Origin of the sequence: Sphingomonas sp. CFBP 13733, from assembly GCF_014841795.1 — a bacterium.
Lineage (GTDB): Bacteria > Pseudomonadota > Alphaproteobacteria > Sphingomonadales > Sphingomonadaceae > Sphingomonas > Sphingomonas aerolata.
This window is the reverse complement of record NZ_JACYUP010000006.1, coordinates 106,947-130,407: the sequence shown is the minus strand read 5'-3', so window position 1 is coordinate 130,407 and position 23,461 is coordinate 106,947. Positions and strand designations below refer to the sequence as shown.

The window sequence follows — 23,461 nt, the reverse complement described above, 5'->3', positions numbered from 1 at the left end:
TGCGCCGGATAGCTGATGAACACGCCCCCGCTGGCTGCCGACCTGCCGCTTCACGTGCAGGCCCGGGCAAAGGGATCGCTGTCGGGACGCATGATCCTGATCGCCGCGGTGTGGATCACGGTGCTGTTGGGGGCGGGCGGGTTCGCGCTCGACCGTGTCCTGTCGAGCGCGGTGACGCGCAATTTCGACGACCAGCTGGAGTATGTCCTCCGCTCGCTGCTGAGCTCGTCCGAGATCGGGCCCGAGGGCGAGGTGATCTTCACGCGCGAAGCCGCCGCCGACCAGCGGTTTCTGGAGCCCGGTTCCGGCCTGTATTGGCAGGTATCGGGCCGGGGGCGCGAGGATTTCCCATCACGCTCGCTCTGGGACCGACGGCTGGCGTTCGGGTCGTCGCATGACGATCTGAACGTGCATTTCTACGACAGCAAACAGTTTCGCGACGAATCGCTGCGGGTCGTCGAACGCGACGTCGTCCTGCCCGGATCGAAGATCCACTGGCGCTTCCAGGTCGCGCAGGCTCGCGAAGGGCTCGATGCGCAGATCACGACGCTGCGGCGCACGCTGGTTCGCAGCTTCGCGCTGCTTGGGCTCGGCCTGATCATCATGGCCGCGATGCAGACGTTCTACGGACTCTGGCCGCTGCGCCGTGTCCGCGAGGAGATTGCGCGGATGCGCGCCGGCCAATCCAACCGGGTGGGCAGCGCGATGCCGATCGAGGTCGCGCCGATGGTCGAGGAACTGAACGCGCTGATCGAGCATAACGAACGCCAGGCCGAGGAAGCGCGACGGCATGCGGGCAATCTCGCGCATGCGCTGAAGACCCCGCTGACCGTGATCATGAACGCCGCGACCGCGCAATCGGACGATCTGGCCGATACCGTCATTCGTGAAGCGCGGACGATGCGGCGCCAGGTCGATCATCACCTCGCGCGTGCGCGTGCGGTCGGCCGGCGCGGTTCGGCGCATAGCCGGGCCGATGTCTGGCCGAGCCTCGAATCGGTCGAACGTGCTGTCGCTCGTCTGTATCGGCATGTCCGCATCGACATTACCGGGGACAAGACGCTCAAGGTTCATGTCGAACGCCAGGATCTCGACGAGATGCTCGGCAATCTGATCGAGAACGCCGCGAAATATGGCGGTGGCAGCGTCTTCGTGACGGTCGGCGCGCAGGCCGGGTTCGTCGAGTTCCTGGTCGAGGACGACGGCGTCGGGATTCCCGAGGAGCAGCGCGTCCGCATCTTCGACCGCGGTGTGCGGCTCGATACGGGCAAGCCGGGTACGGGTCTCGGGCTCGCGATCGTCCGCGACGTCGCCGAGATCTACGAGGGCACAGTCGGGCTCGAGGAGAGCGAGGACCTCGGCGGACTCATGGTCCGCCTGAGGCTCCCCGCCGCGAGCTGATCAGGCCGCGATCTTCAACTCCTGCATCACGTCGGCGGTGATCGACAGGCTCCGCTTGCGGGCTTCGTGATCGTAGATCGCACTCGTCACCATCACCTCGTCGACGCCGGTACGCTCGACGAACGCAGCGATCCCGCGCGCGACCTTGGCCGGGCTGCCCACGGCCGAGCATTGCAGGACATGGTCGAGAATCTGATTGCCCTGCGCGCCGAGCGATTCGCGATAGCCCGCGACCGGCGGCGGCAACTGGCGCGGATTACCGGTGCGCAGCGCGACGAACGACTGTTGCTGCGAACTGGCGAGCAATTCGGCCTCGGCGTCGGTATCCGCGGCAAAGACATTGAACCCCGCCATGACGTGCGGCTTTGCCAGCCGCGCCGAGGGGCGGAAATCGCGACGATAGATGGCGAGTGCGGCATCGAGCGCATCGGGCGCGAAATGCGAGGCAAAGGCATAGGGCAGGCCGAGTGCGGCGGCGAGCTGCGCGCCGAAGGTGCTGGAGCCGAGAATCCACATCTCGACATCCGCGCCCGCGCCCGGCGTCGCGACGATCCCGGTCTGGCCGTCATTGGCGAAATAGCTCTGCAGTTCCATCACGTCCTGCGGGAAGGCGTTGGCGTCGGTTTCGAGCGTGCGGCGCATCGCGCGGGCCACCCTCTGGTCCGAGCCGGGCGCGCGGCCGAGACCCAGGTCGATCCGGCCGGGGAACAGCGCGTCGAGCGTCCCGAACTGCTCGGCGATCACCAGCGGGGCGTGGTTCGGGAGCATGATGCCGCCCGATCCGACGCGGATCGTATTGGTCGCGGCGGCGATATGCGCGATCACGACCGCAGTGGCGGCGGAGGCGATACCGGTCATGCCGTGATGTTCGGCAACCCAGTAACGCTGGAATCCGACGCTCTCGGCATGGCGTGCAAGATCGGCCGCATTAGCGAGCGACTGTGAAACGGTGCCGCCTTGGACGACGGGGACGAGATCGAGCAGGGAATAGCGTGTCATGCATCGGATATAGGTACCGAGCGGTAGCTTATCCAGTGTCCGCCAAATTTGCTGCGTAGCGCTCTGCTCGATCCCACCGCGCCGGCTTGTCCCTGCGCGCCACGATGCCTAGAGGTTCGCTCTGATGCTTGCCCGACTTGACCATGTCCGCAACTGGATCTTCGATCTGGACAACACGCTCTATCCGGCGAGCGCCGATCTGTTTTCGCAGGTCGACGCACGGATGACCGGGTTCATCCAGGACCTGCTCGGGCTCGAGCATGACGAGGCGCGGCGCGTGCAGAAGGGCTATTTCCACAATCACGGCACGACGCTGTCGGGGTTGATGACCGAGCATCACGTCGATCCGCACGCGTTCCTCGCGCATGTCCATGACATCGAGATGGACGTGCTGGAGCATGATGCGCCGCTGGTCGCAGCGATCGCCAAGCTGCCCGGGCGCAAGCTGATCTTCACCAACGGCGACACGCCCTATGCGCTGAAGATCCTCGACCGTCTCGGGCTTGGCGCGAGTTTCGAGGCGATCCACGACATCCATGCGATGGACCTGATGCCCAAGCCGCATGCATCGGCCTATGCAGGCTTTTGTACCGCGTTCGACATCGACCCCGCCCAATCTCTGTTCGTCGACGACATGGTCCGCAATCTGCTGCCCGCCAAGGCGATCGGCATGACGACGGTGTGGGTCGACAACGGGTCCGAACAGTCGCCGGGCGCGGAACGCGATCATATCGATTTCACCATCCCGGTGCTCGCGCCGTGGCTGGAAACCATCCTGGAGACATCATGAGCAACCTGCAGACGATCATCGACACCGCCTGGGACGACCGGGCAAATCTCGGTCTGGAGACGAAGGGCGAGATCCGCGATGCGGTCGACAGCGCGCTGGCGATGCTCGATGCAGGCACCGCGCGGGTTGCGGAGCCCGCCGGTGACGGGTGGCAGGTCAATCAGTGGCTGAAAAAGGCCGTGCTGCTGTCGTTCCGCCTCAACGACAATGTCGTGATCGACGGCGGATCGGGCGGCGCACCCGCGTTCGACAAGGTGCCGTCAAAGTTCGCGGGCTGGGGCGAGGCCGAGTTCCGCGCGGCCGGCATCCGCGTCGTTCCCGGCGCGGTCGCGCGCCGCGGCAGCTTCATCGCCAAGGGCGCGATCCTGATGCCGAGCTTCGTCAATATCGGCGCCTATGTCGGTGAGGGCACGATGGTCGACGCCTGGGCGACCGTCGGATCCTGCGCGCAGATCGGCAAGAACGTCCATCTGTCGGGCGGTGCCGGCATCGGCGGCGTGCTCGAGCCACTTCAGGCCGACCCCGTGATCATCGGCGACGGCGCATTCATCGGCGCGCGTGCCGAGGTCGCCGAGGGCGTTCGCGTCGGTGAGGGCGCGGTGCTGTCGATGGGCGTGTATCTGGGCGCGTCGACCAAGATCATCGACCGCGCGACCGGCGAAGTCTTCAAGGGTGAAGTGCCGCCTTATGCGGTGGTCGTGCCGGGTTCGATCGGCGGCGGGGAGGGCAAGCCCGCGCTCTACTGTGCCGTGATCGTCAAGCGCGTCGACGCCCAGACTCGGTCGAAGACGAGCATCAACGACCTGCTGCGCGACTAGACCGGTCGCGGTGATGGTCGCGCAGACACTGCTCGCGATCGTCGCCGTTTACATGCTGGCGATCCTGTGGCGGGGGCGGACGTTTCGCGTTCGCCTGCCGACACGACCGGGCCGTAGCCCCGCAAGGCGGATGACGGCCTGGGCGGTCGGGTTGGCGGTGTCGTTCGGTCTGCCCGCGCTGGTCGGCCTCGTCCTGCTCGGCCAGAACCCGCTCGCGGCGGCGCAGCCTGCGGCAATCGCGCTGGTGCCGGACGACTGGCCACGCCTGCCGATCGCGCCACTGATCCTCGGCATGGCGCTCGGCACGCTCGCGAACGCGGCGATCACGCATGTCTTGTGGCGCCGCGGCCGCCGCGCGTTCCAGATCGGCACCTTCCCCGATGTCCTGCCGAAGACGCGCAAGGACATTCTCCCGGCCATCGCCCTCGCGATCAGTGCCGGGGTCAGCGAAGAGCTGTTCTTCCGCCTGTTCCTCCCGCTGCTGATCGCGCTGGTGTCCGGCAGCGCGCTGGCCGGGACGATCATCGCCGCCCTCTGCTTCGGCGGGGTGCATCGCTATCAGGGGTGGCGCGGCGTCGTCGCGACGACGCTGTCGGGCGTGGCGCTGTCCGTGCTCTACGGCCTGACGAACAGCGTGTGGATGGCGATCGCGTTTCACATCGCGATCGACATCAACGCGCTGGTCGTGCGGCCGATGGCGTACGGGGCGTGGCGCGCCTAGTTCTTCATCCGCCAGCCGGTCTTGAAGATCAACGCGATCACGACGAGGCAGGTGACGAGGAACGCCGCGGTCACCGCGAGGCTGATGCCGACCGCGACATCACCTTGCCCGAAGAAGCTCCAGCGAAACCCGCTGATCAGATAGACGACCGGGTTGGCCAGGCTGAGCGTGCGCCAGGGCTGGGGCAGCATGTCGATCGAGTAGAACGCGCCGCCGAGAAACGTCAGTGGCGTGATCAGCAGCGCGGGGACGAAGTTCAGCTGTTCGAAGCCGTTCGCCCACACGCCGATGATGAAGCCGAACAGGCTGAACGCGACGGCCGTCAGGATCAGGAAGGCGAACATCGCGAACGGATGCGCGATATGCAGCGGCACGAAACAGGCGGCGGTCGCCAGGATGATCAGGCCGATGATCACCGACTTGGTGGTCGCCGCCCCGACATAGCCGATCACCATCTCCATCGCGGACACGGGCGCGGAGAGCAGTTCGTAGATCGTGCCGGTGAATTTGGGGAAGTAGATGCCGATCGATGCGTTCGCGATGCTCTGCGTCAGCAGCGACAGCATGATCAGGCCGGGGACGATGAAGCTGCCATAGCCGACGCCGCCGACCTCCTGCATCCGGCTGCCGATCGCGCCGCCGAAGACGATGAAATAGAGCGACGTCGTGAGGACGGGGGTGACGAGGCTCTGCCACAGCGTGCGCAAGGCCCGCGCCATTTCAAAGCGATAGATCGCCCAGACGCCGTGCCAGTTGAGAAAGGGGGTGTTCATGCGCGCTCTCCGACGAGATCGACGAAGATGTCCTCGAGGCTCGACTTGCTGGTTTCGAGATCCTTGAAGCCGATGCCGAGTTCGGCAAGCTTGCGCAGGAGCGAGGGGATGCCGGTATGGTCCGCCTGTGCGTCGAACACATAGCGCAGGCGCTTGCCCTCGTCCTGCAGCGATACGTCCCATTCGGCCAGCTCGGGCGGGATCGCGGTCATCGGCTCCTGCAACGCCAGATCGAGCTCGCGCTTGCCCAGCTGTTTCATCAGCGATGCCTTGTCGTCGACGAGCAGCAGTCTACCCTTGTTGATCACGCCGACGCGGTCGGCCATCTCCTCGGCCTCCTCGATATAATGCGTGGTCAGGATGATCGTCGTGCCGCCCTCGCGCAGGCGGTGGACGAGCTTCCACATGTCGCGGCGCAGCGCGACGTCGACGCCCGCGGTGGGTTCGTCGAGGAACAGGATCTCGGGCTCGTGGCTCAACGCCTTGGCGATCAGGACACGGCGCTTCATCCCGCCCGACAATTCCATGATCTTCGCATGGCGCTTGTCCCAGAGCGACAGGTCACGCAGCACCTGTTCGATATAGGCGCTGTGGCCCGAGCGACCGAACAGGCGGCGGCTGAAGGTGACGGTGGCGAGCACCGTCTCGAACATGTCGACGTTCAGCTCCTGCGGGACCAGACCGATGCGGCTGCGCGCCTGCTTATAGTCGTGGATCGCGTCGAAGCCCGCGACGGTAATCGTTCCTGCGCTGGGCGTGACGATCCCGCAGATGATGCTGATCAGCGTGGTCTTGCCCGCACCATTGGGCCCGAGCAGCGCGAAGATCTCGCCCTTGCGGATGTCCAGATCGACGGGGTGGAGTGCGGTGGTACCGCTTTTGTAGGTCTTCGTGACGCCCGCAACGGACAGGATCGGTTCGGTCATTGGGGCCCCTTTTAAGTGAGGGGAAGATGGGGGTGGTGGGGTGTGAAAGTAAGGCCTGACGCGACCCCATCGTCATCCCCGCGGAGGCGGGGATCCATAGACTCGGACGTTCGCCAATATGGGTCCCCGCCTCCGCGGGGATGACGAAATGGGGGTTTGCGAAGTCGGCTTATCCGGCGCGGGCGGCGGCGACCGCCTTTTGCAGGTCCTCGAGCGGCAGTGCGCCGGACAGGATGCGGTCGCCGACCACCCAGCTTGGCGTGCCCGTCATGCCGAGCTTGGCCGCGGTTTCCATGTTCTTGCCGATCTCTGCATCGGCGGTCTTGGTGAAACCGGCCTGATTGATGTCGACCCCGGCCTTCGCCGCTGCCGCCGCGATCGTCGCGTCGCTGACCGGGCCGCCGGCGTAGAGCGCGTCGTGGAAGGCTGCGAACTTGCCCTGTTGGGCGGCCGCGAGGCTCGCGCGGGCAGCGACGCGGCTTTCTGCGCTGAGGATCGGCAATTCGCGGAAGACGACGCGGATCTTGGGGTCTGCGGCGATCAGCTTTGCGATCATCGGCAGGCTCGCACGGCAATACCCGCAATTATAATCGAAATATTCGACGAGCGTGACGTCGCCCTTGGGGTTGCCCGCCCAGGCGCTGCCGAACGGCGTGACGATCGCATCGCGGTTGGCAGCGACCGTCTTGCCCGACTCGCGGTCGCGCAGTTTCTCCATCGCTTCGGGCAGGATCTCGGGATGCGCGAGCATGTAGTCGTGGACGATCGCCTCGACCTGTGCGCGCTCGACGCCACCGCCCTGGCGATCATAGCCCCACACCGCGAATCCGCCCAGGACCGCCCCGACCGCCGCGATGGCGGGCAACATCATCTTGTTCATCGGCGCCGCTTATACTGCTTGGGATTGTCGTCCATCTCGTTCTGCGCGGCCATTGCGATATCCTGCGCGCGGATCCAGTCGGGGGTGTTGGCGGGGATGTTGGCAAGCGCATAGCGCGCGCTGGCCGATGCGGTCCGCATGTCGCCGCCCATGCTCGCGCGCTCGGCGGTGGCGAGCGCCGCACGCGCGGTATCGCCGGTCAGTTCGTAGACGGTGCCGAGCTGCATCCAGGCGAACGGGTTCTCATCGTCGCGGCCGACCGCCGTGCGCAGGACCTTCGTCGCCTCGGGATAATTCGCCTTGTTCTCGGTCGCGATCAGCGCGTGGCCGAACGTCGTGGCGATCAGCGGGTTGTTGCGCGAACCCTCGGTCGCCTCGCGCAACGGGACGAGCGACTCGACCGGCCTGCCCGCCTCGAGCAGGATCTGGCCCTTGATCTCGAGGAAATAGGGATCGTCGGGCTTGGCCTTCACCAGCGCGTCCGCCTCAGCATCGGCTTTGTCGGGATAGCCCGATTTATGATAGGCATAGGCCCGGGCGTAATGCGCGTAGATCGACTGGTCGCTCGGCGGATAGCTTTGCAGCGTGCGCGGCGCGGGCAGGACATAGCCGGCAAGCTTGGCCTTCACGCGGCGGAAACGTTCCTCGAGCGCAGCATCGGGCTTGTTAGCCCAGGCGGGCGACGCCTGGAGATCCGCTGTCAGCGCCGAGACGCGCTCGCCCGACAGCGGATGCGACTGCATGAACGGGTCGATATTGGCGGTGCCGAAGCGATATTCCTGCTGCTGCAGCTTCTTGAAAAAGCTCAGCATGCCGCGGCCCGTGACGTTGGCCTCCCGCAGATATTTGGCGCCGCTCGCATCCGCAGTGGATTCCTGCGTGCGGCTGAACGCCAGGTAATTGCCCATCGCGGCCTGTTGTCCGGCCGCCATGATCCCCGCGCCCGCCTCGCCGCTGCCCGCCGCCATCGCCGCCAGGCCGAGCACCATCGAGAGCAGGTACATGCCCATCGCGGGTTTGGTCCCGCGATCGGAGAGGACGACATGACCGTCGGCGATGTGGCCGAGTTCGTGCGCGATCACGCCCTGGACTTCGTTCGCATTGTCCGCCGCCTGGAGCAGGCCCGAATGGACATAGACGGTCTGGCCGCCCGCGACGAACGCATTGATCGAATCGTCGTTGATCAGCACAACCTTGACGTCGCGCGGCGACAGGCCTGCCGCCGTGATCAGCGGGCCGGACATTTCGGCGAACATCGTTTCGGTTTCCGCATCGCGGAGGATCGACTGCGCCTGTGCGGGTTGCGCCCAGAGCAGGAGGGTGGCGGTCAGGGCCGCGACGAAGCGCTTCATATCGCGCAGTATCGTCGATCGGCGGCGGGGGAGCAATGGCGGGGACGACGAGGTGCGCGGCGCCGACGCCCGATGGTGAGCTGCAGGACGTAGCACGACCCAAGCGGCCGATCGCCGGAACCAATTGGTCCGAATGCGCCGAAATGAAAACGGGCGCGACCTTTCGATCGCGCCCGTCTCAACGGCTATGGCTTGGCGTCAGCCGAAGGTGCGCTGCCACCAGCCACGGCGCGGCGCGCCATCGGGGTCGTCGTTCGTGCCCGGCGCGTCGGCGTCCTGCGGCTGGACCTCGACCTGCGGCGGCGTGGTCTCGACCGGCGCGGCAAGCACCTCGCTGGTCGGGGCGGCGTCGCCGGCCTCGATCACCGCGGCCTTGCGCGGCCGACCACGCGGCTTGGCGACCTTGGCAGGGGCCTCCTCGACGGCTGCGAGCTCGACCGCCGTATCGCTCGCCTTGCGACGCGCGCGCTTGGGCTTCGGCGCGGACGCCTCCAGCGTCTCGGCAGGCGTAGCGCCAACCTCGTCCATCGTCGCATCGGCAACCGCCTCGCGACGGCGCCGTGCAGGCTTGCGCGCCGGCTCTGCCGCAACCGGATCGGGAGCGGCCTGTTCCTGCGGCTCGGGCGTGACGGGCACTTCGGATACGACCGGTTCTGGTGCCATGGTCGTCTCGTCGGCCGTCTCGACCGGACGCGGCTTGCGACCCCGACGCGACTTGGGCGCCGTTTCGGCGACCGGGTCAGCGTTGATCGTCGCGGCGGCCGCACGGGCGCGCGGGCGACGACGCATCTTGGGAGCCTCGGCGACCGGCGCGGACGGCACGTCTTCGAACACCGACTCGGCCTCGGACGTCTCGACCGGCGCAAACGCTTCCGGCTCGGGTGCCTCGGCGATCAGTGCCGCGGTGTCGATGCTGCTGACGGCAATCGACTCGCCCGTCTCGGCGCCGGTCTGCTCGCCGCCCTGCTCGCCGCCCTGGTCGTTGCGCCGACCACCGCGACGTCCGCGACGTCCGCGACGACGACGGCCTTCGCCTTCGACGCCATTGGCCTGTTCGGCCGGAGCCGTACCTTCGATCTCCTCGCCACCGCCGACTTCGACGATCTCGCCGACGCCTTCGTCGATTTCCTCGACATTGGTGTCGACGTCCTCGAACGCGCCATCCTCGCTCGTACCACCGACGGCGCCGTCCTCACCCGGGCGTGCCCGGCCCCGACGACCGCGGCGGCGACGGCGCTTCTTGCCGCCCTCGCCATCGGCATCGCGGCCCTCACGTGGCGCGGTCTGCTCACGACCACCTTCGCGGCCCCCCTCGCGACGACGCGGCTGTTCGGCCTCGGCCTCTTCGACCTCGTCCTCCTCGATCTCGTCCTCGATCTCTTCGGGAAGATCGTCCTCGTCCTCTTCGATGATCTGGACGAACTTCGGCGGATGCGCGGGCGGCGGGCCACTGGCCTCGACCGTCATGTGCGCGCCTTCCTCGTCCTGGCCGGGAATGATCTCGACGATCACGCCGTAGCGATCCTCGATCTCGGCGATGTCGGCACGCTTGCGGTTGAGGATGTAGACGGCCGCTTCCTGGCTCGCGCGCAGCGTCAGCAGCGAGCCGCGACCGCGGGCGGCCTCGTCCTCGATGAGGCGGAGCGCGGAGATGCCCGACGACGATGCGGTGCGGACCAGGCCGGTGCCCTCGCAATGCGGGCAGGCGCGCGTCGACGCTTCGAGCACGCCGGTGCGCAGCCGCTGGCGGCTCATTTCCATCAGGCCGAACGACGAGATGCGGCCGATCTGGATGCGCGCACGATCGTTCTTCAGCGCCTCCTTCATCGCCTTCTCGACCTTACGGACGTTGGAATTGTTATCCATGTCGATGAAGTCGATGACGACGAGCCCGGCCATGTCGCGCAGGCGCAGCTGGCGGCCGATTTCCTGTGCGGCCTCGAGGTTGGTCGCGGTCGCGGTCTGCTCGATACTGTGTTCGCGCGTCGAGCGGCCCGAGTTGATGTCGATCGAGACGAGCGCCTCGGTCGGGTTGATGACCAGATAGCCGCCCGACTTCAGCTGGACGACCGGATGGTACATCGCCGACAGCTGGTCCTCGACGCCCGCGCGCTGGAACAGCGGCACGGGGTCGGCGTAATGCTTGATGCGCCGGGCGTGCGTGGGCATCAGCAGGCGCATGAACTCGCGCGCCTGGCGATAGCCGTCCTCGCCCTCAACGATGACCTCTTCGATTTCCTTGTTGTAGATGTCGCGGATCGCGCGCTTGATCAGGTCGCTGTCGCCATACACGAGCGCGGGCGCCGACGCCTTCAGCGTCGCCTCGCGGATCCCGTCCCACAGGCGGGCGAGGTAATCGAAGTCGCGCTTGATCTCGACCTTGCTGCGCTGCAGCCCGGCGGTGCGGACGATGCAGCCCATCGAGGGCGGCAGCTGCATGTCGGCCATGATCGACTTCAGGCGCTTGCGATCGCCCGCGTTGCTGATCTTGCGCGAGATGCCGCCGCCGTGGCTCGTATTGGGCATCAGCACGCAGTAGCGGCCCGCCAGCGACAGGTACGTGGTCAGGGCTGCGCCCTTGTTGCCGCGCTCTTCCTTGACGACCTGGACGAGCAGCACCTGACGGCGATGGATCACGTCCTGGATCTTGTAGCGGCGGCGCAGGTTCATGCGACGCTCGCGCAGATCCTCGACCGCGGCCTCGTCGCCGTTCGGCTTGCGCTTGCGACGCGGGGCCTCGCCGGTCTCTTCGCCGCCTTCGAGCTCCTCGGCGACGTCGGGATCTACCCCGCCATCGTCCTCGAAGCGCTCGATATCGTCCTCGTCGTCACCCTCTTCGTCGTCCGCGTCATAGTCGGCGCGCAGCGCGGCCTCCTCGGCGGCATGCTCGGCCTCTTCGCGGAGCAGTGCGTCACGGTCTTCCTTGGGGATCTGGTAGTAATCGGGGTGGATTTCGCTGAACGCGAGGAAGCCGTGGCGATTGCCGCCGTAATCGATGAACGCCGCCTGGAGCGACGGTTCGACCCGCGTGACCTTGGCGAGGTAGATGTTGCCCTTGAGCTGCTTGCGCTCGGCGCTTTCGAAATCGAATTCCTCGATCCGGTTACCCTTGACGACGGCGATCCGGGTTTCTTCCCGGTGGCGTGCGTCGATCAGCATACGCGTTGTCATAATAGATTCTCCGCGCGCGCGCCGGGCCTGATGGCAGCCGTCGCGCGCTTGATGGTGGTGCGGTCGGACACGGACGCCCGGACTCGCGGAAGGTATGCGAAACTGCCTCTGCTCGACGCGCATGCTGCGGGAACTCACCCTGCGGCGCCCGCACGACCGCGATCCCGTCGGCGAAGGCCGATCGGTGAGCGGGGCGGGGGGAATGCGTCATTCGAGCGTCAACCTGAAATTGCCGCGCCGTCGAGGATCCGAAGGCGGGCGTTGAGACCGGCGCGTCGCTGGCAAACTCTAGCGACGCACGGGTGCACGGCAGGACTAGCACCGCATTGCAGATCCCGCAACTGGCCCGGCGCGGGGCCGTCCCAAGCCTTGAAACCCGGCATTTTCACACGCTGTATTTCCGCGCGGCGATTTGTCCGGCAGCCGCGCCGGCAGCCACGGATATGGGAAAACCAAGGCAAACAGGCTATTAACCCTGCTCCGCAAGATCCTCTTGCGGGGGCGTGGCGTAGGCGTCTCGTTTCGGTCGGGCTCGACCGATCCAGGGAGTGTAGAATGGCTTTTCGCTGGACCGGCAGCGCGGTCGCACGGCATGGACGCAGGATGGTTGCGATCATCGCCCTGCTGCTCGGCTGGCTGTCCGGCGTTCCCGCGCTGGCGGCGACCGTCCAGAGCATCGCGATCGGCCGGACGCAGATCGTGATCCGCTTCGATGCACCGGTCGGCAGCGGCGTGAGCCAGATCCTGACCGGACAACGGCAGATCGCGGTCGATATCGCGAACGCGAAGCCCGGCGGAACCGTGAGGCCGGGGGGCGTCGTGACCCGCATCACGCAGCGCCGGCACGGCGGCACCGGGCTGCGGATGCTGTTCGACTTGGCCGAGCCGGTGATCGTGGCGGATGGCGGGTTCGATTCGCAGGGACGCGAACTGACGCTGGCCTTGCGCCGTGTCGACGATGCGGCCTTTGCGCAGGCCAGTATCGCCGGCCCGCTGAATTTCTTCCCGGTCACTTTCGCCGCGCGGCCGGCGCCGCGGTACAAAGTGTCGATCCCGGTGCCGCCGCGCGCGCGCGGGATCGCGCTGCCGCGGGTCGAGGGCGACGATATGCGTCCGCTGGTGGTGATCGATGCCGGGCATGGCGGAGTCGATCCCGGCGCGATCGGCCCTGACGGGCTGCGCGAGAAGGACGTGACCCTCAAGGTCGCCAAGGCGATCCGTGACGCGCTGCTCGCTTCGGGGCGGGTGCGGGTCGCGCTCACGCGGAGCGACGACCGGTTCCTCGTGCTGCGCGAGCGGTACGGCGTCGCACGGCGGTTGAAGGGCGACCTGTTCATCTCGGTCCACTGCGACAGTACCGGATCCGAAGGCGCGAGCGGCGCGACTGCCTATACTCTGTCCGAGGTGGCGTCCGACAAGGAGGCGGCGCGGCTAGCCGCGCGCGAGAACAAGGCGGATGTGATCTCCGGGGTGAATCTGGGCGAGGCGCCTGCCGACGTGTCGTCGATCCTGATCGACCTGACGCAGCGCGAGACGATGAACGCGTCCGCCACGTTCGCGCGGTTGTTGGGACGCGAGGCCAAGCCGCTGATGCCGCTCAAACCGAATTTCCACCGCATGGCGTCGCTGATGGTGCTCAAGGCGCCCGACATGCCCTCTATCCTGTTCGAGACGGGCTATATTTCGAACCCGCAGGACGCGGCGTTTCTCGACAGCGACGAGGGACGGCAGCGGATCGCGGAGAGCGTGACGCGCGCGGTCACGGTGCATTTCGCGCGGCGGATGGTGGCGCGCTGATCCGGCCGGTTGCGCTCAAGGCAAGAGCGCGGCATCCTGACGGCTAGGACCCCGGCGGAGGCCGAGGCCCGGTTGGAGGACGTTCCGACTGGGCCTCGGCCTCCGCCGGGGCACGTGTTTCTGGTTAGGACGATCTGATGACCGACGCGACGCGGGGCGTATCCGAGACCGGGCCCGAGACGAGCATGCGCGAGCTTACCTTTCGCGGGGTCGTGCTCGGCGCGATCATCACGCTGCTGTTTACCGCGGCGAACGTCTATCTGGGTTTGAAGATCGGGCTGACCTTCGCGACGTCGATCCCCGCCGCGGTGATCTCGATGGCCGTGCTGCGGCTGTTCAAGGATTCGACGATCCTCGAGAACAACATCGTCCAGACGATCGCGTCCGCGGCGGGCACGCTGGCGGCGATCATCTTCGTGCTGCCCGGCCTGGTGATGATCGGCTGGTGGCAGGGGTTCCCGTTCTTCACCACCGCGGCGATCACGATGTTCGGCGGCGTGCTCGGCGTGCTGTTCTCGGTCCCGCTGCGCCGTGCACTCGTCGTCGACACGGTGCTGCCCTATCCGGAGGGCCGCGCGGCCGCCGAAGTGCTGAAAGTCGGCGCGGGCAGCCGTGAGGGCGGCGAGGAGAGCGCACGCGGGCTCGGCATCATCGTCGTCAACGCGCTGGTGTCAGCCGGGTTCGCGATCCTGACTCAGACCAAGCTGGTCGCCGCGGAGGCAGCAACGTGGTTCCGCGTCGGCGCAGGCGCGACCGGGATTTCCGGCGGATTGTCGTTCGCGCTGCTGGGCGCGGGGCATCTGGTCGGCATCTCGGTCGGGATGGCGATGTTTACGGGCGTGGTGATCGGCTGGTGGATCCTGCTGCCGATCCTGACCTCGGCGGGGAGCGTGACCGGCACCGCGGAAGTGATCGCGACGACCGTGTTCCGGTCGGACGTGCGGTTCTTCGGTGCGGGCGTGATCGGCGTCGCGGCGATCTGGACCTTGCTCAAGATCGCAGGGCCCGTGGTCGGCGGCGTGCGATCGGCGCTGGCGGCGTCGGCAGCCAAGCGCGGCGGCGAAGTGCTGGCACTCGAGGAGCGCGACATCCCGATCGGGATCGTCGGGATCGCGTCGCTGGCGATGCTCGTGCCGATCGGGATCCTGCTGTGGACCGTCCTCCAGGGCGGGCCGCTCGAGGCGTCGGCGATCGGGCTGATCGCAGGGAGTCTTGCGTTCATCCTGGTCATCGGCCTCGTGATCGCGGCGGTGTGCGGGTACATGGCGGGGCTGATCGGCGCGTCGAATTCACCCGTATCGGGCATCGGCATCCTCGCCATCCTCGCCGCATCGATCCTGCTGGTGTCGTGGTTCGGCCGTGCGGTCGAGCCGGGGACGACGCAGGCGCTGGTCGCCTACGGCCTGATCGTGACCGGCGTGGTGTTCGGCATCGCGACGATCTCGAACGACAATCTCCAGGATCTGAAGACCGGGCAGTTGGTCGGTGCGACGCCGTGGAAGCAGCAGGTCGCGCTGCTGATCGGCGTGGTGTTCGGGTCGATCGTCGTGCCGCCGGTACTCAACCTGCTCGGCAGCACGCTTGGCTTTGCGGGTGCGCCGGGGGCTGGGCCCAATGCGCTGGCCGCACCGCAGGCGGCGTTGATCTCGGCGCTCGCCAAGGGCGTGCTGGGGGGCAATCTCAACTGGGCAATGATCGGCTATGGCGCGATGACCGGGGTCGCGGTGATCGCGCTCGACGAACTGCTGGGCAAGGCGGGCAAACTGCGGTTGCCGCCGCTGGGCGTCGGGCTGGGCGTGTATCTGCCAATGGCGGTGACGTTGCCGGTCACGATCGGCGCGGTGGTCGGCTATGCCTATGACCGCTGGGCCGACCGCGCGCGCGATCCCGAGCTTGCCAGGCGGATGGGCGTGCTGACCGCGACGGGGATGATCGTCGGCGAGTCGCTATGGGGCGTGGGGTTTGCCGGGATCGTCTATCTCACCAACCAGGAGACGCCGCTGGCGCTGGTCGGGGAGGGGTTCGTGCCCATCGCGCTGGTCGGCGGAACCCTGCTGTTCGCGCTGCTGACCTGGGTGATGTACCGGCGGACGATGGCGGCGTCGCAGTAAAGAGTGTTTCCCCGCGAAGGCGGGGACCCAGACTGGGCTCCCGCCTTCGCGGGAGAACAGGATACACGCGTGCGCCGAGGTATTTCGCACCACCCCGGCGGAGGCCGGGGCCCAGTTGGGGAGGTCGACGTAACGGAGGGCCGTTAGTCGTTACTACCGTCCCCCAACTGGGCCCCGGCCTTCGCCGGGGTGGTGGTTGGGGTGCGGGGTAGCCTCACTTCATCGCGGCGAGCATGTCCGTGATCTTGACGAAGGCGAAGCCGATCGAGCTGTCGGCGATCCCGTAAGGCAGGAACAGCGCATCGCCGTGGCGCAGCGCGCCGCAGCTGTAGACGACGTTGGGGACATAGCCCTCGCGGTCCTGATCCTTGGCGGCGAGAATCGGCTGCTGCGTGCGGCCGATCACCTTCGACGGGTCGTCCTTGTCGAGCAGCACCGCACCGATCGAATATTTGCGCATCGCGCCGACGCCGTGCGTGAGCAGCAACCAGCCCTCGTCGAGTTCGATCGGCGGGCCGCAATTGCCGATCTGGACGAGCTCCCACGGATAGAGCGGCGTCAGGATCTTCTCGCCGTCGTCCCAGTCGGTCAGCGTGTCCGACTTCAGCAGGAACAGGTTCTCGCCATCCTGCCGGCCGATCATCATATACTGGCCGTTCACCTTGCGCGGGAACAGCGCCATGCCCTTGTTGCGCGCGGCGGGGCCAGTCATCGGGACGAGATCGAACGCGCGGAAATCGCGCGTCCGCATCAGTTCGGACTGGATGACCGAGCCGTTATAGGCGGTGTAGGTGCCGATCCATTCATAGTCGCCATTGTCGTGCTGGAAGCGGACGATGCGCAGATCCTCCAGCCCCTTCGACTGCGCCTGGGTGATCGGGAAGATCACGGTGCCGCTGAGCGTGCTGTCGCGGTGGCGATAGACGGTGACGGGGCCCTGCGGCATCTCGTCCTCGCCGCTGCCGACCGCGTCGGTCGCGGTGGCGAAGGGCGGCTCGGGCGCGAGCTTCATCAGATTCTGGTCGGTGATGATGCCTTCGCGGAAGGCGACCGACGAGATGTGACCTTCGCCGACCGCGCGCATCGACATCAGGATGCGCAGGCTGCCCGGCGGCATCCCCGACTGGTCGAAATGCGGCACCGCGCTGGGGTTCATCAGCGCGGCGGCGGCATAGCTGTATTCATGGCAGAAATAGGCGCCGATCAGCTGGCGCTTCTCATCACCGATATCCGCGCCGTTGAGCCCGAGCATGTCCTCGATCTGGTCGTAGCGCGTCATGAACACGCGCCGCGTCTGCCAGTGCCGCGCCTCGAAATCCTTCAGCACCACCTCGAGCTGGATCCGCGCCTCGGCGCTCGTCATCTCGAGAACTTCGCCGACCAGTCGCTCGGTACGACTGGGTGCACCGGCATTGCCGGCCCAGGCGATATGAAAGGGCCGGACGACGACCCGTGACGGGTCGGCGTGCAACCGCAGCTGGTGGGTAAACAGGTCCATCGTGCTTATGCCTCGCGTGCCGTTCCACCTTGGGACGCCGACGCTAGCGAGGCTATGCGACGACGCGCGAGGCTCCTGCCACGCTTTGGGCTGCGTTTGATACCCCCGAAATCGCACAATTGGCCAATTGCAGCGCCAAAATCGACTCTGCACCCTGGTTGCGGTTCAATCCCGTCGGCATCAATCCATCGAAACAGCCACCATCGGCGATGCTCGCGAGCGGCAGATTGAGGTCATTCCCGCCCAGGAACCAGCGATAGGCACGCTCGGCCTCGTCACGCCAGCGCAGGTCGCCGGTGGCCTCGAACGCCGCCATGCAGGCATCGACGGTGGCCTGTGCCTCCAGCGGCTGCTGGTCGAACTGCAGCGGATCCTCATAGGAGCGTCCGAAGCTTTCCGTGCCAACCGCGCGGAAGCGACCCTCGGGCGAGGTCTGCTTGGCGACGATCCATTCGAGTGTCGCCAGACCGCAATCGATCAGGTCCTGGCGGCCGAGCGCCTGGCCCGCACGAATAAGCGCCTGTGGCAGGCGCGCATTGTCATAGGCGAGGACGATCTCGAACCACTGCCATTCGGGACGTCGCGTCTTCTCGAGCAGTGCCAGATGGACATCTGGGAACTTTGCCAGGATCGACAGCGAGAGCTGATGCCCGGGGCTCGCCTCGAGCATCGCCGCCGCGCCGAGCATCGCAAAGGCCTGCGCGCGCAGGCTGCCGAGCTCGAGCGCACAGGATGCGGTCGAGTCATACATCGCCGTCGCCCAGTCGCGATGCTTGGCCAACTGCGCATCGCGTGCCGTGATGCCGAGCGCCCAGACGGTGCGACCGTTGGAATCCTCAGACCCGACATCCTCGCACCAGCTCCGGTCGAAGCTCATGAAGTTGCGGAAGCGACGCTCGTCGGGGTTCCAGGCATATTGTACAAACGACGCATAGATCGTCGTCCACTTGTCGCGCTGGACCTCATCCATGTCCGGCATCGCGCTCATCAGCATGAGCGCACGGCAATTGTCGTCGATGCAATAGCCATGCCGGCGATCGGGGATCGAGTAGATCGAATGCTGGAGCATGCCCGTCGAATCACTCATCCGTTCGACGGCCGCGAAGTCAGGCGCAAGCGGCTTCAACGGGGGCGAAGGCTTGGCCAGACGAAAAGGGCGTGCCGCGACCACCGCGCGGATCTCTGCCATCGATGTTTCGGCAAGCTGTGGCCAGATCATCGTACGACCGCGCGCATAGGCGCGCTCGGCCAAGCGATGGCGGTCGCGATCACTCGACAGCAGCATGTCGATCTCGCGCGCGAAGGCAGCGACATCTCCGAACGGGACAAGAACGCCATGCCCATCGGCGAGGATTTCCGTCGCATGGACGTACGGGGTCGAGATGACGGGCTTGCCGACGCCGATGGCGTAGCTAAGCGTGCCCGAGGTGATCTGCGCCGGGTTGGTGTAGGGCGTCACATAGATATCTGCCGCCTGCAGATAGCTCAGCAGCTCATCATGTTCGACGAACGCGTCGATGAAGGCGACATTGCCCGCCACGCCGCGCTCTTCGGTCAGCGCCTTGAGACGATCACGATACGCCTCGCCCTGATGCGCGACGAGATTGGGGTGCGTCGCGCCGAGCACGACGTAAAGAAGATTGGGATGACGTTCGATGACCGCGGGCAGCGCCTCGATCACTGTTTCGATACCCTTGTTCGGTGCGAGGAGCCCGAAGGTCAGCACGACCTTGCGGCCTTCCCAACCGAATTGCGCCTTCAGCGTGTCGGGTTCGACGAGGTCGCGATCGGGCACGCCGTGCGGGATCATCACGATCTGCCGCGGGCTGGCGCCATAGACGCGCTGGAGGATGTCGCGGCCACGCTCCGCCATCACGATGACGCGCGCGGCACGGCGCAACAGGCCCTCCATGACGCGGCGTTCGTCGGGATTGGGACGTTCGAGGATCGTGTGCAACGCAACGACGACCGGCAGCGTCGTGCGGTCGAGCAGCGCGAGCAGATAGTCCCCGGCCGGGCCACCGTAGATGCCGTATTCGTGCTGAACCCAGATTGCCTGGGCTCCGCTCGCATCGATCTTGCGCGCGGCATCCAGATAGGCGGTCAGGTCAGTTTCGGGGATCGTTCCAACGACTTCCGGCGGATACTCGTACAGGCCAGGATGATCATCCATCGCATAGACGTCGACCGCGACCTCGGGAAAGCGCGCCCGCATCGCCGTGAACACGTCCGTCGTATAGGTCGCGATACCGCACCGCCTCGGCAAAAAATTGCCAATGAGTGCCAGCCGCGTGATCTTGGTCCCGTCCGCCGGTAACGCCATACCCTGTCCTTTGTCTGAGCGCGCATAACAGGCTAACCCGGCATCGCGCTCACCTCCAACGGCTGACAAGGTATGAAAGTTGCATTAATATTGCACTGCAGCACACGCTTTGATGTTAAACTTTATCAACATCACTGCATGCGACGACGGCGTCAGCCACGCCCGCGATACGGGGCGACGCCCTGATCGGGCAGCCAGAGATCGGCAGGGGGCGCCGAAGACTGCCAGAAGACGTCGATCGGGATCCCGCCGCGCGGATACCAATAGCCGCCGATCCGCAGCCAGACCGGCTTCATCTCGTCGAAAAGCCGCTCGCCGATGCCGACCGTGCAATCCTCGTGGAAGCCGGCATGGTTGCGAAAGCTGCCCAGGAACAGCTTGAGCGACTTGGATTCGACGATCGTCTCACCGGGGACATAATCGATGACGAGATGCGCGAAATCGGGCTGGCCGGTGACCGGGCAGAGCGAGGTGAATTCGGGCACCGCGAACCGCACCAGATAGGTCCGGCCGACGCGCGGGTTGGGCACGTAATCGAGCACGGCCTCTTCGGGCGAGGCGGGGAGGGCGCTGTTCTGGCCCAGATATAACGGGTTTGTAGGAGCGGTCATGGTCCGCCATGTAGGATGCGATGCGCTCCAAGAAAACCACGCTCGTGCCGATCCTCGGCGACCAGCTCTCGCTGCAGATCGCCTCGCTGAACGGGGCCGACCCGGCGGCGACGATCGTGCTGATGATGGAGGTCGCCGACGAGACGACCTATGTCCGCCATCATCGCCGGAAAATCGCCTATATCCTGTCGGCGATGCGCCATCACGCGGAGGCACTGCGCGAGGCGGGCTGGACCGTCGACTACGTGACGCTCGACGATCTGGAGTCGACCGGCAGCTTTACCGGCGAGGTCGCGCGCGCGATCGGGCGGCATGATCCGGCGCGAATCATTGTCACCGAAGCGGGCGAGTGGCGCGTTGCGGGGATGCTGGACGCGTGGGAAACGCTGTTCGGCCTGCCGGTCGAGATCCGCGCCGACGACCGTTTCCTCGCCAGCCATGCCGAGTTCGAGGCTTGGGCGGAGGGGCGCAAGCAGTTGCGGATGGAGTATTTTTACCGCGAGATGCGCCGCCGCACCGGGTTGCTGATGGACGGCGACAAGCCCGAGGGGGGCGAATGGAATTACGATGCGGACAACCGCAAGCCCGCCAAGGCCGACCTGCTGATGCCGCGCCCGCTCTCCTTTGCCCCCGATGCGATCACGACCGAGGTGCTCGCGATGGTCGCGGCGCGGTTCGGCGAGCATCCAGGCAGCCTCGATGCCTTCGACTTCGCGACGACCCGCGACGATGCGCTGAAACAGCAGCGGCATTTCCTGAAGCACGCGCTGCCGCGGTTTGGGGATTATCAGGACGCGATGCTGACCGACCAGCCGTTCCTGTGGCACGCGGTGCTGTCGCCCTATATCAATTCGGGGCTGCTCGATCCGGTCGACCTGTGTCGCGCGGTCGAGGCGGAATATGCCGCCGGGCGCGTGCCGCTCAACTGTGCCGAGGGGTTCATCCGCCAGATCATCGGCTGGCGCGAATATATGCGCGGCATCTACTGGCGCGAGGGGCCGGAGTATGTCGAGCGCAACTTCCTGGGCGCGAGGCGTGACCTGCCGGGCTTCTACTGGACCGGCGAGACCGACATGCACTGCCTCTCGCAGGCGATCGGGCAGACGCTCGACCATGCCTATGCGCATCATATCCAGCGGCTGATGGTGACGGGCAATTTCGCGCTGCTGATCGGCGCGGACCCCAAGCAGGTCCATGAATGGTATCTGGAGGTCTATGCCGATGCGTATGAATGGGTCGAGCTGCCCAATACGCTGGGCATGAGCCAGTTCGCGGATGGCGGGTTGCTGGGGTCGAAGCCCTATGCAGCGTCGGGGGCGTATATCAACCGGATGTCGGATTATTGCGGGCACTGCCGCTATGACGTGAAGCAGCGCGTCGGCCCCGACGCCTGCCCGTTCAACGCGCTCTACTGGGATTTCCTGGTGCGCAACGCGGAGAAGCTCGATCGCAACCCGCGACTGGCGATGCCGTATCGCAACTGGGCGAAGATGAAACCGGCGGACCAAGACGCGACGCTTACACAGGCAAAGGAATTTCTGGCGCGGCTCGACGGCTGAGCGCTACATTCGCCGTCAGGACGGGTGTAACGCCGTCGATAGGAGTAGGCGGATGCCGCATTTCGGCGATTACCAGAACGCGATTTACAACGCCGGTCTGAGCGGCGTGATCCCGAAGCTGCCGGTCGATTACGCGACGCTCGAACAGCGCGCGAGCGCGGCGATGCCGCCATCGGTGCTGGGCTATGTCCAGGGTGGCTGCGGCGACGAATTCACGCAAAACAACAATGCCGACGCGTTCCGGCACTGGGGCATGACGCCGCGGATGATGGTCGATTGCAGCAAACGCGACCTGTCGGTCGAGCTGTTCGGGATGCGCCTGCCGAGCCCGATCTTCATGGCACCGGTCGGGGTGATCGGGATCTGCACGCAGGACGGTCACGGCGACCTCGCCGCCGCGCGCGCCTCGGCCGAGACGGGGGTGCCGCTGATGGCGTCGACGCTGTCGAACGATCCGCTCGAAAGCGTGGCGGGTGCGCTGGGCGATACCCCCGGGTTTTTCCAGCTCTATACACCCAAGGACAAGGCACTGGCCGAGAGCCTGGTGCGCAGGGCCGAGGCGGCGGGGTATAAGGGGATCGTCGTCACGCTGGACACCTGGGTGACGGGATGGCGGCCGCGCGACCTGAACGTCGCGAACTTCCCGCAGCTGCGCGGCGCGGTGCTGATGAACTATTTCTCCGATCCGGTCTTTCGCGCGATGCTCGCCAGGCCGCCCGAGGAGGATGGTGCGGCGGCGGTGCGGCAATGGGCGGGCGTGTTCGGCAAGGTGCTGACCTGGGACGACATGGCGTGGCTGCGCTCGCTGACCACGCTGCCGCTGATCCTGAAGGGGATCTGCCATCCCGACGATGCGCGGCGCGCGATCGATGCGGGAGCGGATGCGATCTATTGTTCGAATCATGGCGGGCGGCAGGCCAATGGCGGGATCGCGGCGATCGACATGCTGCCGGACGTGGTCGCGGCGGCGGGCGACGTGCCCGTGCTGTTCGATTCAGGGATCCGGTCGGGGAGCGACGTGGTGAAGGCGATCGCGCTCGGCGCGCGCGCGGTCGGGGTCGGACGGCCCTATGCGTACGGCCTCGCGCTCGATGGGGCGGCGGGGGCGGCGCATGTGCTGCGATGCCTGCTGGCGGAGGCGGATCTGCTGATGGCGGTCAATGGCTGGCCGACGATCGCCGATGTCCGTGCGGCGGGCGCGGTGCGGATCTAGCGCGACACGGCGAGGAAGGGGGCGAGCGCGTCCCAGGCGGGCTGCTTGGCGGCGCGGCCGATCGTGTGGAGCGGGCTGCTCGACGGCAGCGCGACGATCTGCGGGCCGAGCGTTCCGAGCCCCTGTCTGCGGCCGAGCTTCAACGCGGTGGCGCCGTTGAACGCGATCGCGCGGAGGTCGGGCAGGCGCGCGACAAGGTCGGCGACCGCATTGTCCTGCGCATCGAGGATCGCGGCGTCGGTGCTGCCGACGCGGTGCGCCGACCCGATCACGTCCCACAGCGCCACGCCCGCATCGCGCAACGCGACCAGCCGCTCGTCATAGGCCAGCGCGACCAGATCGCGCGCCACGACGCCCGACATCAGCGCCCAGAACTGGTTCTGCGGATGCGCATAATAGCGAGCTTCGGCAAGCGAACGGTCGCCGGGCAGGCTGCCGAGGACGAGCAGCCGCGCATCGGCGGCGGCCACGGGCGGGAAGGAGGATTTGCGCGTCATCGTGCGCGACGACGTGGCGAT

At 66.6% G+C, this 23,461-nt stretch carries 18 protein-coding genes; 8 read left to right on the top strand and 10 right to left on the bottom strand.

The window, feature by feature from the left end; genetic code table 11:
- Positions 1–90 precede the first annotated feature (90 nt).
- Entirely contained in the window at positions 91–1,401 is a 1,311-nt protein-coding gene (locus IFT71_RS17655; protein ID WP_031440086.1) for a sensor histidine kinase, read from the top strand.
- Here IFT71_RS17655 and IFT71_RS17650 read toward each other — a convergent pair whose 3' ends face one another.
- Positions 1,402–2,400, bottom strand: coding sequence for an LLM class flavin-dependent oxidoreductase (locus tag IFT71_RS17650; RefSeq protein ID WP_192142584.1), 999 nt, complete (start codon positions 2,398–2,400; stop codon positions 1,402–1,404).
- A gap of 124 nt (positions 2,401–2,524) precedes the next feature.
- On the opposite strand from IFT71_RS17650, the gene IFT71_RS17645 reads away from it, so the two are divergent.
- Genes IFT71_RS17645 through IFT71_RS17635 form a run of 3 tightly spaced genes read left to right on the top strand, consistent with a single transcriptional unit; the run spans position 2,525 to position 4,729 of the window.
- Entirely contained in the window at positions 2,525–3,190 is a 666-nt protein-coding gene (locus IFT71_RS17645; RefSeq protein ID WP_031393493.1) for a pyrimidine 5'-nucleotidase, read from the top strand.
- The gene (gene dapD / locus IFT71_RS17640) at positions 3,187–4,008 is read left to right on the top strand and encodes a 2,3,4,5-tetrahydropyridine-2,6-dicarboxylate N-succinyltransferase (RefSeq protein WP_192142583.1); all 822 of its coding nucleotides are present in this window, start codon (positions 3,187–3,189) and stop codon (positions 4,006–4,008) included. The genes IFT71_RS17645 and dapD overlap by 4 nt, the downstream gene beginning before the upstream one ends.
- A 13-nt stretch (positions 4,009–4,021) precedes the next feature.
- Complete coding sequence (locus IFT71_RS17635; RefSeq protein ID WP_192142581.1) at positions 4,022–4,729, top strand: CPBP family intramembrane glutamic endopeptidase; 708 nt, start codon at positions 4,022–4,024, stop codon at positions 4,727–4,729.
- Here IFT71_RS17635 and IFT71_RS17630 read toward each other — a convergent pair.
- From IFT71_RS17630 to IFT71_RS17610, 5 genes are all read right to left on the bottom strand, one after another.
- Positions 4,726–5,502 (bottom strand): ABC transporter permease, encoded by a 777-nt coding sequence (locus tag IFT71_RS17630; RefSeq protein ID WP_107931556.1) that lies wholly within the window; start codon positions 5,500–5,502, stop codon positions 4,726–4,728. The genes IFT71_RS17635 and IFT71_RS17630 overlap by 4 nt on opposite strands.
- A complete protein-coding gene (locus IFT71_RS17625; protein WP_192142579.1) occupies positions 5,499–6,428 on the bottom strand; it encodes an ABC transporter ATP-binding protein in 930 nt (309 codons plus the stop codon). The genes IFT71_RS17630 and IFT71_RS17625 overlap by 4 nt, the downstream gene beginning before the upstream one ends.
- Before the next feature lie 169 nt (positions 6,429–6,597).
- Entirely contained in the window at positions 6,598–7,308 is a 711-nt protein-coding gene (locus IFT71_RS17620) for a DsbA family protein (protein ID WP_192142577.1), read from the bottom strand.
- Entirely contained in the window at positions 7,305–8,660 is a 1,356-nt protein-coding gene (locus tag IFT71_RS17615; protein ID WP_192142566.1) for a M48 family metalloprotease, read from the bottom strand. The genes IFT71_RS17620 and IFT71_RS17615 overlap by 4 nt, the downstream gene beginning before the upstream one ends.
- 198 nt (positions 8,661–8,858) lie before the next feature.
- Positions 8,859–11,819 (bottom strand): ribonuclease E/G, encoded by a 2,961-nt coding sequence (locus IFT71_RS17610; RefSeq protein ID WP_192142654.1) that lies wholly within the window; start codon positions 11,817–11,819, stop codon positions 8,859–8,861.
- A 567-nt stretch (positions 11,820–12,386) separates the two neighbouring features.
- On the opposite strand from IFT71_RS17610, the gene IFT71_RS17605 reads away from it, so the two are divergent.
- Together IFT71_RS17605 and IFT71_RS17600 are read left to right on the top strand one after the other, a co-directional pair.
- A complete protein-coding gene (locus tag IFT71_RS17605; RefSeq protein WP_244655023.1) occupies positions 12,387–13,628 on the top strand; it encodes an N-acetylmuramoyl-L-alanine amidase family protein in 1,242 nt (413 codons plus the stop codon).
- 137 nt (positions 13,629–13,765) lie between these two features.
- On the top strand, positions 13,766–15,739 hold the full coding sequence (locus IFT71_RS17600) for an OPT family oligopeptide transporter (RefSeq protein WP_244655022.1): 1,974 nt from the start codon (positions 13,766–13,768) through the stop codon (positions 15,737–15,739).
- Between the two features lie 214 nt (positions 15,740–15,953).
- Here IFT71_RS17600 and IFT71_RS17595 read toward each other — a convergent pair whose 3' ends face one another.
- From IFT71_RS17595 to queF, 3 genes are all read right to left on the bottom strand, one after another.
- Complete coding sequence (locus IFT71_RS17595; RefSeq protein WP_031440075.1) at positions 15,954–17,237, bottom strand: glycoside hydrolase family 130 protein; 1,284 nt, start codon at positions 17,235–17,237, stop codon at positions 15,954–15,956.
- Between the two features lie 52 nt (positions 17,238–17,289).
- A complete protein-coding gene (locus tag IFT71_RS17590; protein WP_192142564.1) occupies positions 17,290–19,560 on the bottom strand; it encodes a glycosyltransferase family 4 protein in 2,271 nt (756 codons plus the stop codon).
- Positions 19,561–19,712: 152 nt separating this feature from the next.
- Positions 19,713–20,171, bottom strand: coding sequence for a preQ(1) synthase (gene queF, locus IFT71_RS17585; protein WP_037527914.1), 459 nt, complete (start codon positions 20,169–20,171; stop codon positions 19,713–19,715).
- Between the two features lie 20 nt (positions 20,172–20,191).
- Here queF and IFT71_RS17580 point away from each other — a divergent pair, with 20 nt between their 5' ends.
- Both IFT71_RS17580 and IFT71_RS17575 read left to right on the top strand, forming a co-directional pair.
- Complete coding sequence (locus tag IFT71_RS17580) at positions 20,192–21,730, top strand: cryptochrome/photolyase family protein (RefSeq protein WP_192142562.1); 1,539 nt, start codon at positions 20,192–20,194, stop codon at positions 21,728–21,730.
- Positions 21,731–21,782: 52 nt separating this feature from the next.
- Complete coding sequence (locus tag IFT71_RS17575; protein WP_192142560.1) at positions 21,783–22,943, top strand: alpha-hydroxy-acid oxidizing protein; 1,161 nt, start codon at positions 21,783–21,785, stop codon at positions 22,941–22,943.
- Here the strand turns inward: IFT71_RS17575 and IFT71_RS17570 are convergent.
- Complete coding sequence (locus tag IFT71_RS17570) at positions 22,940–23,440, bottom strand: DNA-deoxyinosine glycosylase (RefSeq protein WP_192142558.1); 501 nt, start codon at positions 23,438–23,440, stop codon at positions 22,940–22,942. The two genes, IFT71_RS17575 and IFT71_RS17570, sit on opposite strands and share 4 nt — an antisense overlap.
- Between the last annotated feature and the right edge of the window lie 21 nt (positions 23,441–23,461).

What these genes read in the sequence shown, in the direction of transcription:
- IFT71_RS17610 (WP_192142654.1), bottom strand. Translation starts at nt 11,819, where the DNA reads ATGCTGATCGACGCACGCCACCGGGAAGAAACCCGGATCGCCGTCGTC.
- IFT71_RS17600 (WP_244655022.1), top strand. Translation starts at nt 13,766, where the DNA reads ATGACCGACGCGACGCGGGGCGTATCCGAGACCGGGCCCGAGACGAGC.
- dapD (WP_192142583.1), top strand. Translation starts at nt 3,187, where the DNA reads ATGAGCAACCTGCAGACGATCATCGACACCGCCTGGGACGACCGGGCA.
- IFT71_RS17625 (WP_192142579.1), bottom strand. Translation starts at nt 6,428, where the DNA reads ATGACCGAACCGATCCTGTCCGTTGCGGGCGTCACGAAGACCTACAAA.
- IFT71_RS17605 (WP_244655023.1), top strand. Translation starts at nt 12,387, where the DNA reads ATGGCTTTTCGCTGGACCGGCAGCGCGGTCGCACGGCATGGACGCAGG.
- IFT71_RS17570 (WP_192142558.1), bottom strand. Translation starts at nt 23,440, where the DNA reads ATGACGCGCAAATCCTCCTTCCCGCCCGTGGCCGCCGCCGATGCGCGG.
- IFT71_RS17590 (WP_192142564.1), bottom strand. Translation starts at nt 19,560, where the DNA reads ATGGCGTTACCGGCGGACGGGACCAAGATCACGCGGCTGGCACTCATT.
- IFT71_RS17595 (WP_031440075.1), bottom strand. Translation starts at nt 17,237, where the DNA reads ATGGACCTGTTTACCCACCAGCTGCGGTTGCACGCCGACCCGTCACGG.
- IFT71_RS17575 (WP_192142560.1), top strand. Translation starts at nt 21,783, where the DNA reads ATGCCGCATTTCGGCGATTACCAGAACGCGATTTACAACGCCGGTCTG.
- IFT71_RS17650 (WP_192142584.1), bottom strand. Translation starts at nt 2,400, where the DNA reads ATGACACGCTATTCCCTGCTCGATCTCGTCCCCGTCGTCCAAGGCGGC.
- IFT71_RS17635 (WP_192142581.1), top strand. Translation starts at nt 4,022, where the DNA reads ATGGTCGCGCAGACACTGCTCGCGATCGTCGCCGTTTACATGCTGGCG.
- IFT71_RS17630 (WP_107931556.1), bottom strand. Translation starts at nt 5,502, where the DNA reads ATGAACACCCCCTTTCTCAACTGGCACGGCGTCTGGGCGATCTATCGC.
- IFT71_RS17655 (WP_031440086.1), top strand. Translation starts at nt 91, where the DNA reads ATGATCCTGATCGCCGCGGTGTGGATCACGGTGCTGTTGGGGGCGGGC.
- IFT71_RS17645 (WP_031393493.1), top strand. Translation starts at nt 2,525, where the DNA reads ATGCTTGCCCGACTTGACCATGTCCGCAACTGGATCTTCGATCTGGAC.
- IFT71_RS17615 (WP_192142566.1), bottom strand. Translation starts at nt 8,660, where the DNA reads ATGAAGCGCTTCGTCGCGGCCCTGACCGCCACCCTCCTGCTCTGGGCG.
- IFT71_RS17620 (WP_192142577.1), bottom strand. Translation starts at nt 7,308, where the DNA reads ATGAACAAGATGATGTTGCCCGCCATCGCGGCGGTCGGGGCGGTCCTG.
- queF (WP_037527914.1), bottom strand. Translation starts at nt 20,171, where the DNA reads ATGACCGCTCCTACAAACCCGTTATATCTGGGCCAGAACAGCGCCCTC.
- IFT71_RS17580 (WP_192142562.1), top strand. Translation starts at nt 20,192, where the DNA reads ATGCGCTCCAAGAAAACCACGCTCGTGCCGATCCTCGGCGACCAGCTC.